13 protein-coding genes are annotated in these 13544 nt (G+C 60.1%); 7 read left to right on the forward strand and 6 right to left on the reverse strand.

Annotation, left to right across the window (positions count from 1 at the left end; translation table 11 throughout):
* Positions 1 to 186 precede the first annotated feature (186 nt).
* Positions 187 to 1470, forward strand: coding sequence for a dicarboxylate/amino acid:cation symporter (locus AB5Y70_RS09725; protein WP_041212586.1), 1284 nt, complete (start codon positions 187 to 189; stop codon positions 1468 to 1470).
* Between the two features lie 79 nt (positions 1471 to 1549).
* Here AB5Y70_RS09725 and grcA read toward each other — a convergent pair whose 3' ends face one another.
* The gene (gene grcA / locus AB5Y70_RS09730) at positions 1550 to 1930 is read right to left on the reverse strand and encodes an autonomous glycyl radical cofactor GrcA (protein WP_010673855.1); all 381 of its coding nucleotides are present in this window, start codon (positions 1928 to 1930) and stop codon (positions 1550 to 1552) included.
* Positions 1931 to 2538: 608 nt separating this feature from the next.
* Here grcA and ung point away from each other — a divergent pair.
* Both ung and AB5Y70_RS09740 read left to right on the forward strand, forming a co-directional pair.
* A complete protein-coding gene (gene ung / locus AB5Y70_RS09735; protein WP_010673856.1) occupies positions 2539 to 3219 on the forward strand; it encodes a uracil-DNA glycosylase in 681 nt (226 codons plus the stop codon).
* 160 nt (positions 3220 to 3379) lie between these two features.
* Positions 3380 to 3925 (forward strand): hemerythrin domain-containing protein, encoded by a 546-nt coding sequence (locus AB5Y70_RS09740; RefSeq protein ID WP_042880804.1) that lies wholly within the window; start codon positions 3380 to 3382, stop codon positions 3923 to 3925.
* Between the two features lie 96 nt (positions 3926 to 4021).
* Here AB5Y70_RS09740 and AB5Y70_RS09745 read toward each other — a convergent pair whose 3' ends face one another.
* Both AB5Y70_RS09745 and tal read right to left on the reverse strand, forming a co-directional pair.
* Complete coding sequence (locus AB5Y70_RS09745) at positions 4022 to 4201, reverse strand: DUF3545 family protein (RefSeq protein WP_010673858.1); 180 nt, start codon at positions 4199 to 4201, stop codon at positions 4022 to 4024.
* Positions 4202 to 4381: 180 nt separating this feature from the next.
* Positions 4382 to 5332 carry a transaldolase gene (gene tal, locus AB5Y70_RS09750; RefSeq protein ID WP_010673859.1) on the reverse strand — a complete coding sequence of 317 codons (951 nt, stop codon included), beginning with the start codon at positions 5330 to 5332 and terminating at the stop codon, positions 4382 to 4384.
* A 724-nt stretch (positions 5333 to 6056) separates the two neighbouring features.
* Here tal and AB5Y70_RS09755 point away from each other — a divergent pair.
* The 4 genes from AB5Y70_RS09755 (at position 6057) to yidZ (ending at position 11328) form a co-directional block, all read left to right on the forward strand.
* Positions 6057 to 7487 carry a sodium:alanine symporter family protein gene (locus AB5Y70_RS09755; protein WP_043155782.1) on the forward strand — a complete coding sequence of 477 codons (1431 nt, stop codon included), beginning with the start codon at positions 6057 to 6059 and terminating at the stop codon, positions 7485 to 7487.
* A gap of 179 nt (positions 7488 to 7666) precedes the next feature.
* Positions 7667 to 8818, forward strand: coding sequence for a CMY-1/MOX family class C beta-lactamase MOX-12 (locus AB5Y70_RS09760; protein WP_043155783.1), 1152 nt, complete (start codon positions 7667 to 7669; stop codon positions 8816 to 8818).
* A gap of 292 nt (positions 8819 to 9110) precedes the next feature.
* The gene (locus AB5Y70_RS09765) at positions 9111 to 10277 is read left to right on the forward strand and encodes an MdtL family multidrug efflux MFS transporter (protein WP_049636983.1); all 1167 of its coding nucleotides are present in this window, start codon (positions 9111 to 9113) and stop codon (positions 10275 to 10277) included.
* A gap of 10 nt (positions 10278 to 10287) precedes the next feature.
* Complete coding sequence (yidZ, locus tag AB5Y70_RS09770) at positions 10288 to 11328, forward strand: HTH-type transcriptional regulator YidZ (protein WP_049636984.1); 1041 nt, start codon at positions 10288 to 10290, stop codon at positions 11326 to 11328.
* On the opposite strand, the gene ruvX is transcribed toward yidZ, so the two are convergent.
* The 3 genes from ruvX to gshB form a co-directional block, all read right to left on the reverse strand.
* A complete protein-coding gene (ruvX, locus tag AB5Y70_RS09775; RefSeq protein WP_010673863.1) occupies positions 11325 to 11747 on the reverse strand; it encodes a Holliday junction resolvase RuvX in 423 nt (140 codons plus the stop codon). The two genes, yidZ and ruvX, sit on opposite strands and share 4 nt — an antisense overlap.
* A gap of 84 nt (positions 11748 to 11831) precedes the next feature.
* On the reverse strand, positions 11832 to 12386 hold the full coding sequence (locus AB5Y70_RS09780; RefSeq protein ID WP_010673864.1) for a YqgE/AlgH family protein: 555 nt from the start codon (positions 12384 to 12386) through the stop codon (positions 11832 to 11834).
* 143 nt (positions 12387 to 12529) lie between these two features.
* Positions 12530 to 13480 (reverse strand): glutathione synthase, encoded by a 951-nt coding sequence (gene gshB, locus AB5Y70_RS09785; protein WP_043155784.1) that lies wholly within the window; start codon positions 13478 to 13480, stop codon positions 12530 to 12532.
* Positions 13481 to 13544 lie beyond the last annotated feature (64 nt).

Below are 13544 nucleotides of genomic sequence, written 5' to 3' on the forward strand. Positions count from 1 at the left end.
TGTTAATGATGTTAAATATATTGTGTGATTGATGTCTCTTATTTGCTTCTTATGACATGCAAAAGTAGCGACCGTCAGGATGGCAAAAAGGTATGAAGCGGGTGAGATAACCCTATTTCTCGCCGCAGACTGCTGCATGCGTTATTTGCTGTCAGTGGAGTCACACTTATTAACAGGACGTTGAGCATGCACAAGAAAATTGTCAGTAGCCTCTATTTTCAGGTGATATTGGCAATCACCATCGGAATATGTCTGGGACATGTCTATCCGAGTCTGGGCGCAGATATGAAACCCCTTGGTGATGGCTTCGTTAAATTAATCAAGATGATCATCGCCCCCGTCATTTTTTGTACCGTGGTCACCGGCATTGCCGGCATGGAAAGCATGAAGGCGGTGGGCAAAACCGGTGCCATTGCGCTGATCTATTTTGAAGTGGTGAGCACCCTGGCCCTGATCATCGGTCTGTGCGTGGTCAACGTGCTGCAGCCAGGGGCCGGTATGAATGTGGATCCCTCCTCACTCGACGCCAGCGCCATCTCCGTCTATGCGGATCAGGCCCAGTCCCAGGGGATAATTCCCTTCCTGCTGGATGTGATACCGGCCAGCGTCATCGGTGCCTTTGCCGGCGGCAATATACTCCAGGTGTTGCTGTTTGCCGTCCTGTTCGGATTTTCCCTGCATCATATCGGGGAGAAGGGAAAACCCATCTTCAATATCATCGATGGTTTCTCCCAGGTTATTTTCGGCATCATCAACATGATCATGAAACTGGCGCCGATCGGGGCATTTGGCGCCATGGCATTCACCATAGGGAAATACGGTATTGGTTCTTTGGTGCAGCTGGGGCAATTAATTGCTAGTTTCTATCTGACCTGCCTGCTGTTTATTTTTCTGGTGCTCGGCAGTATCGCCAAAGCCAATGGCTTCAGCATTGTGCGCTTTATTGCCTATATCCGGGAAGAGCTGTTGATCGTGCTCGGAACATCCTCGTCGGAATCCGTATTGCCGCGCATGCTGGTGAAAATGGAGGCGCTGGGCTGCAAGAAATCGGTGGTGGGTCTGGTGATCCCGACCGGTTACTCATTCAACCTGGACGGCACCTCCATCTATCTGACCATGGCCGCCGTCTTCATCGCCCAAGCGACCAACACCCCGCTGGACCTGTTCCATCAGCTCACCCTGCTGGTGGTGCTGCTTATCTCCTCCAAGGGGGCGGCCGGAGTCACGGGGAGTGGCTTCATCGTGCTGGCAGCCACCATCTCGGCGGTAGGGCATCTGCCGCTGGCCGGGCTGGCGCTGATCCTCGGGATTGATCGCTTCATGTCGGAGGCGCGCGCCCTGACCAACCTCATCGGCAACGGGGTGGCGACCCTGGTGGTGGCCCGTTACTGCGATCAGCTCGACGAGGCCACCATGCAGGACGCCCTGGCGAAACCCGTGGTGGCAAGGCCGGTGGACCTGCGAAGCTGAGCCAGGTTCCGGCGGTGATCATCACCCATGAAAAAACGGCCCGAGGGGGCCGTTTTTTTATCTCTTTACGCAGGGCGCCTTACAGGCTCTGGGTGAAGGTGCGGGTGACCACGTCACGCTGCTGCTCCGGGGTCAGGGCGTTGAAACGCACGGCGTAACCGGAGACGCGGATGGTGAGCTGCGGGTATTTTTCCGGGTTGGCGATGGCGTCTTCCAGGGTTTCGCGGCGCAGTACGTTGACGTTCAGGTGCTGACCCCCTTCGACCACAGGCTCTTGCTGAACCGGCAGTTCACGGTATTCGAATTGACCCAGGTCGGAGAGGCTGACTTCCTGATCGGCGGCAAAGCTGTCGCCCTTGGCGCAGATGCAGCGAGCCTGTTGTTTCTCTTCGTCCAGCAGCCAGAAAGAGTTCAGCAGAGCGGCGTTGGCGGACTGGGTGATTTGGATGCCCTTGATCATGGTATGACTCCTCATAGGAAAGCGGATTCAACGGTAAGCACATTACCCTGATGTTTTTAAACCACCTCTTGGAAGGAATGATTTAACGGGGCCTTGCCTTACACCTTTACTTCGTTGGGGCCATATATACCACGATGGTAATATTACAAAAATTGATCCAAATCAATAAAACCCCACTTTGCGCGCATTGAAAGGGATTAAATCATTGAGTTGAATCAAAAACAGATCATTTTTCTGTTTTTGTAAGATATATGAATTATGCATTTTTTATTATTCATATCTAGTAATTTAACTACACCTTTAGGATTTATTTCTGGCGTCAGCGAAAACCGGCCTGCCCATGAGGTTTGTCCGAAGGACGCCCTGTTATTCCTGTGTCGACGCAGACCCGGTCATTGCCCGTGAACGCCGCCGCCACTTCCCAGGCTGGCCAGACTGAGCCTGACCTCCATGCGGTTGCGTCTTGGGGGCGAGGACCCTATCCTGAGCCCCTTGCTCTATTGACCGAGGAGATAGCGGTGCCAAGCTGGACAGAAGGCGGGGAGTGGGGAGAGGTTGGCATGCCAGCCAGGATGGAAGGAGTGGATCCACAACGAGAGGAGACGGGTGTGCTGACCTGGAAAGATGTGATTGGTTCGGAGAAAGAGCAGGCGTATTTCATGGACACCCTGGCCACCGTCAGGGCCGAGCGGGAGGCGGGCAAGGTGATCTATCCCCCGGCGACCGAGGTCTTCAATGCCTTCAAACTGACCGAGCTGGATGACGTCAAGGTGGTGATCCTGGGGCAGGATCCCTATCACGGCCCGGATCAGGCGCACGGCCTCTGTTTCTCCGTCTTGCCCGGAGTGCGCACGCCGCCGTCCCTCGTCAACATCTACAAGGAGATGCAGCGGGATCTGCCGGGTTTTGTCACACCCAATCACGGATTCCTGGAATCCTGGGCCAGACAGGGAGTGCTGCTGCTCAATACGGTGCTGACGGTACAGGCGGGCATGGCGCACTCTCACGCCCACCTGGGGTGGGAGACCTTTACCGATCGGGTCATCGAGCGGATCAATGCCCATTGCCAGGGAGTTGTCTTCCTGCTGTGGGGCGCTCATGCCCAGAAGAAAGGGCGCTTCATCGACCGGTCGCGCCACCATGTGCTGAGCGCCCCCCATCCCAGCCCGCTCTCTGCCCATCGCGGTTTCATCGGTTGCGGCCACTTCTCCGAGGCCAATCGCCTGCTGGTCCAGCAAGGACGCAGTCCCATCGACTGGCTCTCGGTCTGCGCTGATCCGGCGGCCTGACGCCGTGAATGCACAGGGGAAATGGTGTCCCCTGTGCCCCCTGTGGTGAGAGGCTGGTGCAGCCGCTGTCTGCATCCGACTTGATTGAGTGCAAAGTTCAGGCAATAAATGACCGTATACTCGAGACAGACGTTTTCTCATTTCAGTGCAAGGAGTGCCCATGTTATCCAGTCTGCATAAGGACCACCTCAACATCACCCGGTTGCTGACGCTGCTCAAGCAAAAGCTGGCGGCCATTCGCAATGAGCAGCCGGTGAGCTACTTCCTGCTGCGGGATGTGGTGGATTATCTGCGCGAGGTATCTGACAAGTACCACCACCCGAAGGAAGACATGATTTATGACTACTACCTGAAATACAGGGTGGTGGAGGGGGAAGTGGCCAACCGGCTGCACGAGGAGCACGCCCGTCTGCTGGATGCAGGGACCGAGCTCAAGGAGATGGTGGAGATGATCCTGATGGATGCGGTCATCCCGCTGGATCAGTTCACCGCCAGGCTGGAGCAGTTCATCGAGCAGCAGGAGGCGCACATGAACTATGAGGAAGGGGTTATCTTCCCCCATCTGCGCGACTCCCTGACCGAGGATGACTGGCGTCATCTCGAACAGCTCTGGCAGAACCGGGCCATCAATGATCCCCTGTTCGGAGCGGAGGTAAGCCAGCACTTCCAGGCGCTGGCCAAACAGCTCTCGCTGCCTGCAGCCTGACAGGAGGTTCACCCATAAAAACAGCGCCCCGGTCAATCCGGGGCGCTGTTTTTATGGCTCCACTCGCTGGAGTGAAACATGGGCGACGTGGGCGTATCAGAGCTCCAGGTCGTCCGATCCTTCATAGGCGATGTCGATGGCCTGCAGCTCCTTTTGCAGGCGGTGCTTGTCTTTAAGCGCCTCAATCTCACGCCATTTGCGTTTTTTTCCCGTTGTCCCGCGGCTACGTGAACCCAGCTCAACGACCTCGTCAAAATCGAAGTTGAACATGTCCATGGCTCCCTCCTTGGTTTTATGGTTTTCACCATCCGTATAACACGACGCCTTTGAAAATAAAACGTTTTTATGACGAAGTTGTGACAACCGGAAACAGGCACAAAAAAACCGGGCTGCCCTCTCGGGAGCCCGGTTTTTGCGGCGCCACTTCGCTCTGTGAGAGCCGTGTGGCGAGCGGCCTTACAGGTGGCTTGCCAGCATGGTTTCCAGCTTGCCCTGGTCGATGGCGAACAGGCGGATGCCTTCCCCCAGTTTCTCGACGGCCATGGCGTCCTGGTTCAGCTCCCAGCGGAATTCGGCTTCGGTCATCGGGGCCGGTTTGGCTGTGCGCTCGCCGGTGTAGTCCAGCTTGCGCACCACGGTGCCTTCGGCCTTGCTCAGCTCTTCCAGCAAAGCGGGGCCAATGGTCAGGCGGTCGCAGCCGGCCAGTTCCAGGATTTCGCCGGTGTTGCGGAAGCTCGCGCCCATGACCACGGTCGGGTAGTCGTGCTGCTTGTAGTAGTTGTAGATGGCGGTGACGGAGACCACGCCCGGATCTTCACTGGCGGTGTAGTCACGGCCGTTCTTGGCCTTGTACCAGTCGAGGATGCGGCCCACGAAGGGGGAGATGAGGAAGGCGCCGGCTTCGGCACAGGCACGGGCCTGGGCGAAGGAGAACAGCAGGGTCAGGTTGCACTGGATACCCTCTTTCTCCAGCACCTCGGCGGCACGGATCCCTTCCCAGGTGGAGGCCAGCTTGATCAGGATGCGATCATTGCTGATGCCGGCTTCGTTGTAGAGGCGGATCAGCTTGCGGGCCTTGGCGATGCTGGCGTCGGTGTCGAAGGAGAGGCGGGCGTCCACTTCGGTGGAGATGCGGCCCGGAACGATTTTCAGCACTTCGAGGCCGATGTTGACCGCCAGCTTGTCGCCTGCGTCGATGATTTGCTGTGCCTTGTCCTGGCTCTGGGATTTGGCCCAGGCAATGGCGTCCTGGATCAGGGCTGCGTACTCGGGGATCTCGGAGGCCTTGAGTACCAGAGAGGGGTTGGTGGTGGCATCGATGGGCTGGTAGCGCTTGATGGCTTCGATGTCGCCGGTGTCGGCAACCACTGTGGTCAGGGCTTTCAGCTGGGTCAATTTATCGGCCATGGCAAATATCATCTCTTTATGAGGGAGCAATCCCAGGGTGGTGGGCATGAGACGGCAGTTCTGAAATTAAATTACAAGATCCCGGCGGCTCAGGCTCAGAAAGGGGCGATGGGCAGGCCCCATCGTCATTGCCTGCCTAATTAATACGGATGTGGCGCATCCTGCAATAGGGGGGCTTGTATGCGAATCAGCCAGGTGGTGAAAGCGGTACCGGCTGTCGAGTGAAAGTGTTTGATAAAAAACGAGTTTTATTCATGGTGTGGCGGCTGGCTCCGACATGGAAAAGCGCAATTATTTTGGTGGATTCATGATTTTGTGCGGGAGGTCACATAAATAGTTCTGTCAGCTACTTGAAATTTAATTACGTGTAAAACGTTTTGCGTTACAACCCCTTGCCGATGAGGCATGAGAGGCAAACGCTTGTCTCCCTGATGTCGTTTCACTCAGCTGTTTTTACCCCCATGGGATGAGTTGTAAAATGGTTCTCTATTGGCTCTAATTTGTGAGGGGCTGGGTTGCACATCAATTTTTGTTGATTTATTGCGTGCTAAATGAAGCTTTTTTGCATCAAATTGCTCGTTTTTTGTCTCCCCAGTGAGCCCTGTCACTATTCTGAATTCCCTCGCTATGCTAGATTCCGCCCCTTCGGCGCAATGCTGGTTCGGAAATTGACAGAGAGCGGTCAGCGCAGACTGGCCATGGATGTGATAACAACGAGAGAATTATGGACACCTTGATTGCAATGATTAACGACCTGATGTGGGGAGCCGTGCTCATTTACCTGCTGATCGGGGTCGGTATCTTCTTTACCTTCCGCCTGGGCTTTATCCAGATCCGCCACTTCGGCCACATGTTCTCGGTCCTGCGCAACAGTCGCAAATCCGACAGCGCCGGCATCTCCTCCTTCCAGGCTCTGTGTACCAGCCTGGCGGCTCGCGTCGGGACGGGCAATCTGGCCGGTGTGGCCGTCGCCATCTATCTGGGTGGCCCTGGCGCCGTCTTCTGGATGTGGCTGATCGCCTTCATCGGCATGGCCACCGCCTTCGTGGAAAGCACCCTGGCCCAGCTCTACAAGGTCAAGGATGAGGATGGCAACTATCGGGGTGGCCCCGCCTACTACATGGAGCGCGGCCTCGGCATGCGCTGGATGGGGGTGGTCTTCTCCCTCTGCCTGCTGCTGGCCTTCGGTCTGGTGTTCAACGCGGTGCAGGCCAACTCCATCAGCCTGGCCATGAACGTCGCCTTCGGCATCCCTGACTGGGTGAGCGGTCTGGCCCTGGTGGTGCTCTCCGGTCTCATCATCTTCGGCGGCATTCGCGGCATCGCCCGCTTTGCCGAGCTGGTGGTGCCCTTCATGGCGATCGCCTATATCCTGATGGCGCTGTTCGTGGTGTTCATGAACATCAGCGAGCTGCCGGGTATCTTCGCCCTCATCATCAAGTCTGCGTTCGGCATCGAGCAGGCAGGTTCCGGCGCCATGGGCTATGCCATCTCCCAGGCGATGATCAACGGCATCAAGCGCGGCCTCTTCTCCAACGAGGCGGGCATGGGCTCTGCCCCCAACGCTGCCGCCACCGCCACCCCCTATCCGCCGCACCCGGCCTCCCAGGGGTATGTGCAGATGCTGGGGGTCTTCCTCGATACCATCGTCATCTGTACCTGTACTGCCGCCATCATCCTGATGTCCGGCCAGTTCGAGCCGGGCTCCGGCGTGACCGGTGTCGAGCTGACCCAGCGCGCGCTCTCCTCCCAGGTGGGCGGTGGTGGCAACATCTTCATCGCAGCGGCCATCTTCTTCTTCGCCTTCACCTCCATCGTGGCGAACTACTCCTATGCGGAGACCAACCTGGTGTTCCTCGAGCACAACCACAAGGGCGGCCTGATGCTGTTCCGGATGTTCGTGCTGGGCATGGTGATGTTCGGCTCCGTGGGCGAGCTGCCGACCGTGTGGGCTCTGGCGGATGTCTCCATGGGGCTGATGGCCATCGTCAACCTGGTGGCCATCCTGCTGCTCTCCGGCGTCGCCATCAAGCTGGCCAAGGACTACAACGACCAGCTCAAGGTGGGCCGCGTGCCGACCTTCGATGCCAACAAATACCCGGAGCTGCGCAGCCAGCTGGAAGAGGGGATCTGGGACAACCCGGGAAAGAAATAAGCCCGCATTGCAAGGTGATTGAAGGGGAGCCATGGCTCCCCTTTTTCATGGGTAAAAAGAGGGGGCGGCTTCACACAGACTTCACAGAGCCTCATCGGCAGCACACCTCGCGGGACTATGCTGGGCTCATCACTCGCCGCCATGGCGATACCTTGCTAACGACAGTCAGGAGACATGCAATGCAACAACGACAATCCATCCTGTGGGGCGCTCTGGCCACCCTGATGTGGGCCGGCCTGGCTCATGCCGGTGACAAGGCGGCGACCGATCCCCTGCGCCCCGTGGTGGATGCCAGCATCCGGCCGCTGCTCAAGGAGCACAGGATCCCGGGCATGGCGGTGGCCGTGCTCAAGGATGGCAAGGCCCACTATTTCAACTACGGTGTGGCCGATCGGGAGCGCGCGGTCGGTGTCAGCGAGCAGACCCTGTTCGAGATAGGCTCCGTGAGCAAGACCCTGACCGCGACGCTGGGGGCCTACGCCGTGGTGCAGGGGGGCTTCGAGCTCGATGACAAGGCGAGTCTGTTCGCCCCCTGGCTCAAGGGATCCGCCTTTGACAACATCACCATGGGGGAGCTGGCTACCTACAGCGCAGGCGGCTTGCCGCTGCAATTCCCCGAGGAGGTGGATTCGCTCGAGAAGATGCAGGCCTACTACCGCCAGTGGACCCCAGCCTACTCGCCGGGTTCCCATCGCCAGTACGCCAACCCCAGCATCGGGCTCTTTGGCTATCTGGCGGCGAGCAGCATGAAGCAGCCGTTCGATCGCCTGATGGAGCAGACGATCCTGCCGGGGCTTGGCCTGTACCATACCTACCTCAATGTGCCCGAGCAGGCCATGGGGCACTACGCCTACGGCTACTCGAAGGAGGACAAGCCCATCCGCGTCACTCCCGGCATGCTGGCGGACGAGGCCTACGGCATCAAGACCAGCTCGGCGGATCTGCTGCGCTTTGTGAAGGCGAACATCAGCGGGGTGGATAATGCGGCCATGCAGCAGGCCATCGACCTGACTCACCAGGGCCAGTATGCGGTGGGGGAGATGACCCAGGGACTGGGCTGGGAGCGTTACGCCTATCCCGTCAGCGAGCAGACGCTGCTGGCGGGCAACTCCCCGGCGATGATTTATAATACGAACCCGGCGGCGCCCGCGCCCGCTGCGGCAGGGCACCCTGTGCTCTTCAACAAGACCGGCTCGACCAACGGCTTCGGGGCCTATGTGGCCTTCGTGCCGGCCAAAGGGATCGGCGTCGTCATGCTGGCCAATCGCAACTACCCCAACGAGGCGCGCATCAAGGCGGCTCACGCCATCCTGACGAAACTGGCCAGGTAATGGTGCGCCTTCGCTGAGCCTTGAGGGCACGTCGCATCGCGGCGTGCCCGTTACCTCGGACCCGACCCCTCAAGGGCGACCTGTCAGGGGGTGGGTCGATGAGCATGCCAATCCGGACCTCTCCTGCGGGAGATGTCCGGATTGGCATCCACCGAGTGCCATCTCGTCACTAGGCCCCGGCAGGCCGCCCGCTCTATAGTGCCCGGCATCTTCCTCTGCTTTTGCAGGATTGAGTTGTCAATCTCGCTGACAGCGCACCTGTGATGGTGAAACCTGCTGCTATGGAGCCTTCATGGGTATGTTTCTGCTGTGTACTTTTCTGATGATCATCCTCTATCCCCTCGGGATCGATCTCTATCTGGTGGCCGTGCCCCGCATTGCGCAAACCCTGCAGGGGAGCGAGGCGCAGATCCACACCGCTTTTTCCATCTATCTGCTGGGCATGGCGGCTACCGTGCTGCCGGGGGGCATGCTGGCGGATCGCCATGGCAGGCGCCCCGTGGTTCTGGGGGGCGCCCTCATCTTCGTGGTCGCCTCCCTGGTGGCGGCGGAGGCGACCGGCATCGCCCAGTTTTATCTGGGGCGTTTCTGGCAAGGGGTGGGCGCTGGAGCGCTCTACATCATGACCTTCACCGTGCTGCGGGATGTGCTGAGCCAGGCGCGCCTCGCGATGGCTCTCTCCCTCATCAACGGCGTGATCTGCGTCATTCCGGTGCTGGCTCCCGTACTCGGTTATCTCATCCTGTCGCACTTCGAGTGGCGCGGCATCTTCGTGGGCATGGCGCTGGTGGCCGCCATCAGTGCCCTGGTCAACCTGCGACTGCTCAAGGAGACCCGCCCCGCCCGCCAGCCTGCGGGGGCATCGCCGCTGGCCCTGCTGGGCACGGCCCCCTTCATGCAGCGCGCCTTGCTGACCAGCGCCAGCGTGACCGCCATCCTGGTCTATGTGAGCGTCTCGCCCCTCGTCCTGATGACCACGTTCGGCCTGCCTCCCGAGCAGTACACCCGGCTGATGATGGCGATGGCCGGGGTGAGCATGTCCGCTTCCTTCCTGACCCCCTTGCTGCTGCGCTGGCTCGGCAAGGCAAGGGTGCTGGCGCTCTCCCATCTCGCCTACCTGCTGGCCTTGCTCGCCCTGTTGTGCAGCAGCGGGCCCGAAGGCGGCCTGTCCTGGCTGCTGGCGGGGTGTGCCCTGGTCTGCATCGGGTTTTCCTGCGGGTTCGGGGTGGCGATGGGGGAGGCGCTGGATGTGTGCGGGGATCAGGTGGCATCGGCCAGTGCCCTGCTCTGCATCATGCAGATAGGGTTGTCCGGGCTCTTCATCTGGGGGATGGGCCATCTGGGGATGCCTGCGCTCTGGATGCTGATCCTGGCACTCCTGCTGGCGCTGCTCGGTTACCTGGTGGTGAAGGTGCTGCTACCATGGCGTGCGGTACGGCGAGTCCGGGCTCGGGGATAGGAGAGACGCGATGCGCAATCTGGGTGAACTCGATTTGAACCTGCTGGTGGTCTTCAGGCACCTGATGCAGGAGCGCAGCGTGGCGGGGGCGGCCAAGAAGCTGTGTGTCACCCCGTCGGCGGTGAGCAAGGCGCTCGGCAAGCTGCGGGACTGGTTCGGGGATCCCCTCTTCGTGCGCGTGCGCCAGGGCTTGCAGCCGACCAACCTCTCCCTGACCCTGGCAGAGGAGCTCAAGACCTGGTTCCAGCTCACCGAGAGCATCAGCACCCTCAACCGCGAGGCGATCCCCGAGGGGGCCCGCTTCAGTCTGGTGATGGAGTCCCCCTTTGGCATCAGCTTCCTGAGCGAGCTGCCCACGACCATCTACCAGAAGTACCCCCACTCCGTGGTCAGGATGCTGGGCTGGGATCACCACTCCCTCAACGACATCGTCAACGGAGAGGCGGATCTCGGCTTCTGCGCCCGGGAGACCCACGGCCGCTCCCATGCCAGGGTCAACCGGCTGCCCTATTACATCGATCACGAGGTGCTGTTCTGCGATCGTCCCGTGGTGTTCCTGCGCAAGGATCACCCCTTGCTCGGGCAGACGTGGTCGCTGACCCGCTTTCTGGCCTGCCCCCAGGTGAGCGTGGTGTGGGAGGCCAGCGACAGCTGGGCACTGGATGATCTGCTGGAGGACGAAGGCCACAGGCGGCAGGTGCCCATCATGGTGGCGAGCTTCGAGCAGGCGCTGCACATCGCCGCCCAAAAGAGCCACGAGCTGATCGCCGTGGTGCCCTCATATTGCGCGGACTATGCCGCCAGACATCACCCCGACCTCATCCCCATGCCGTTGCCGCTGGAAGAGTCTCTCTATGCCCAGCTGGAGATCGCCTTCATCCTGCTGTGGCACAAGCGCCACAATCAGGATGCCAAGGTGATGTGGTTGCGGGGGGAGATCCGGCGGCTCTATGGCCTGGCCGCAGCGGGGATGACGCGTTTTGCCTGGGGCGGGCCCATGGAGAGCGGGGCGGCGAAAGAGAAGCAAGGGGGAGGAGGCACCCCGGTTTAGTCGTACTGCTCTTCCATCCAGGCTTCGACGATGAGCTGGGCGGAGACGCCGTCCACGCTCCCCTTGTCCAGCGCCTTGTAGCCGCCACGTTCAAACAGGCGGGCGCGGGCATCCGTGGTGGTGAGCCGCTCGTCCTTGAACTCCACCGGCTTGCCGAAGCGACCGTGCAGGCGATTGCCGAACTTGCGAGCTCGCACCGTGATCTCCTGGTCCGTGCCATCCATGTTGAGCGGCAGACCGACGATCAGCAGATCCGGTTGCCACTCCTTGATCAACTTCTCTATCTCGTCCCAGTTGGGGATGCCGTCGTTCGCCTTGAGGGAGCGAAGGGGGCGGGCGCTGCCCGTGAGCTCCTGGCCGATGGCGACACCGATGCTCTTGGTGCCGTAGTCAAAGCCCATGATGCTGCGTGATGACATGGGGTCTCCTCGAAATGGATGGATAAATGAAGGGGGAAGCCCCCTCCCTGCCTCCCCCTGCTTGTGGGGGGGAGGGCCGGGGTGTCAGCTATGCCCCACCTGGCTGGAGAGGTGCAGGGGGTTGACCCCAATGCTCGCGGCGGCTTGCTGCCAGCGCAGGTGGATGGGGGTATCGAAGACCAGCTTGGGATTGGGGGGGATCACCAGCCAGGCGCCATCCACCAGCTCCTGCTCGAGCTGACCTGCACTCCAGCCGGCGTAACCGAGCGCCACCAGCCAGTGGTCCGGCGCCTCGTCGGTGCCCAGGGTCTCCAGGATGTCCTTGGAGGTGGTGACCATCATCTCGTCGCTCACCTGCAGGGTGGAGTTGAAGCCCGGGCGGAAGCTGTGCAGCACGAAGCCGCGATCCCCGTGCACCGGGCCCCCCTGCAACACCGGCTGTTTCATCTCGGCGGTGGCGGGGGGATTGAGGTTGAGCTTGGTCAGCATGGCGTCCAGGGACATGTCGACCGGAATGTTGACCACCAGTCCCATGGCGCCTTCGCTGCTGTGTTCGCACAGATAGACCAGGGAGCGCTGGAAATAGGCGTCCGTGAGGCTCGGCATGGCGAGCAGAAAGTGATTTTGCAGTGTTTGCATGGAGCGTATGTATCTCTTAGCGTGCAAAGGTATTTGGGGTGATTATGGCAGTTGATGGCGGCGGGCAAAACCGCTTTTTGCCGGCAGTCAAAGGGGCCTTCACGGCCCCTTGTGTGTGTTTCCTCGCCGCGGCAACGAAGGGGTCAGCGGCCCAGTCGGCGCTCGATGGCGTCCATCAGCATGCCGGTAATGGAGACGTCGAAGGCCGCCTCAATCTCGCGGATGCAGGTCGGGCTGGTGACGTTAATCTCGGTCAGGCGATCGCCGATGATGTCGAGGCCGACGAAGATGAGCCCCTTCTCTTTCAGGGTCGGGCCCACCGCGCGGGCGATGGCCCAGTCCGCGTCACTCAAGGGGCGCGCCTCACCACGGCCGCCGGCAGCCAGGTTGCCACGGGTCTCCCCTTGGGCCGGGATCCGGGCCAGGCAGTAGGGAACCGGTTCACCGTCCACCACCAGCACCCGCTTGTCGCCATCCTTGATGGCGGGCAGATAGGTCTGCGCCATGCAGTACTGGCTGCCGTGAGAGGTTAATGTCTCGATGATGACGCCGACGTTGGCGTCATCCTCCTTCATGCGGAAGATGGAGGCGCCGCCCATGCCGTCCAGCGGCTTGAGGATGACGTCCTTGTGCTTCGCGTGGAAGGCGCGCAGCTTGTCGGCTCTGCGAGTGACGAGTGTGGTCGGGGTGTGCTCGGCAAACCAGGCGGTGTAGAGCTTCTCGTTGGCGTCGCGCAGGCTCTGGGGCTTGTTGACGATAAGGCAACCCTCTTCCTCGGCCCGCTCCAGCATGTAGGTGGCGTAGATGAACTCGGTGTCGAAGGGGGGATCCTTGCGCATCAGGATCACATCCAGGCTGGAGAGCGGCTGATCCACCACCTCGCCCAGCGTGTACCAGTCGGCATAGTCATATTTGACGGTGAGCGGACGCATGGTACCGAAGGCGCGACCGGCCTCCATGTAGAGATCCTTCATCTCCAGATAGAACAGCTCGTAGCCGCGCTTTTGCGCCTCTTCGAGCATGGCGAAGCTGGAGTCCTTCTTGATGTTGATGGCCGAGATGGGGTCCATCACGATGCCGAGTTTAATGGTCATCCGAATATCCTTCTTGTGGCTCGATTGGATGTGATGACCCCCTCCCTGCCTCCCCCTTCACAAG

The sequence above is a fragment of the Aeromonas sp. s1(2024) genome (assembly GCF_040908005.1).
GTDB lineage: Bacteria > Pseudomonadota > Gammaproteobacteria > Enterobacterales > Aeromonadaceae > Aeromonas > Aeromonas caviae.

Coding starts and splice junctions, on each gene's coding strand:
- AB5Y70_RS09725 (WP_041212586.1), top strand. CDS start 187: ATGCACAAGAAAATTGTCAGTAGCCTCTATTTTCAGGTGATATTGGCA.
- grcA (WP_010673855.1), bottom strand. CDS start 1,930: ATGATCAAGGGCATCCAAATCACCCAGTCCGCCAACGCCGCTCTGCTG.
- AB5Y70_RS09740 (WP_042880804.1), top strand. CDS start 3,380: ATGTTATCCAGTCTGCATAAGGACCACCTCAACATCACCCGGTTGCTG.
- AB5Y70_RS09745 (WP_010673858.1), bottom strand. CDS start 4,201: ATGGACATGTTCAACTTCGATTTTGACGAGGTCGTTGAGCTGGGTTCA.
- tal (WP_010673859.1), bottom strand. CDS start 5,332: ATGGCCGATAAATTGACCCAGCTGAAAGCCCTGACCACAGTGGTTGCC.
- AB5Y70_RS09755 (WP_043155782.1), top strand. CDS start 6,057: ATGGACACCTTGATTGCAATGATTAACGACCTGATGTGGGGAGCCGTG.
- AB5Y70_RS09760 (WP_043155783.1), top strand. CDS start 7,667: ATGCAACAACGACAATCCATCCTGTGGGGCGCTCTGGCCACCCTGATG.
- AB5Y70_RS09765 (WP_049636983.1), top strand. CDS start 9,111: ATGGGTATGTTTCTGCTGTGTACTTTTCTGATGATCATCCTCTATCCC.
- yidZ (WP_049636984.1), top strand. CDS start 10,288: ATGCGCAATCTGGGTGAACTCGATTTGAACCTGCTGGTGGTCTTCAGG.
- ruvX (WP_010673863.1), bottom strand. CDS start 11,747: ATGTCATCACGCAGCATCATGGGCTTTGACTACGGCACCAAGAGCATC.
- AB5Y70_RS09780 (WP_010673864.1), bottom strand. CDS start 12,386: ATGCAAACACTGCAAAATCACTTTCTGCTCGCCATGCCGAGCCTCACG.
- gshB (WP_043155784.1), bottom strand. CDS start 13,480: ATGACCATTAAACTCGGCATCGTGATGGACCCCATCTCGGCCATCAAC.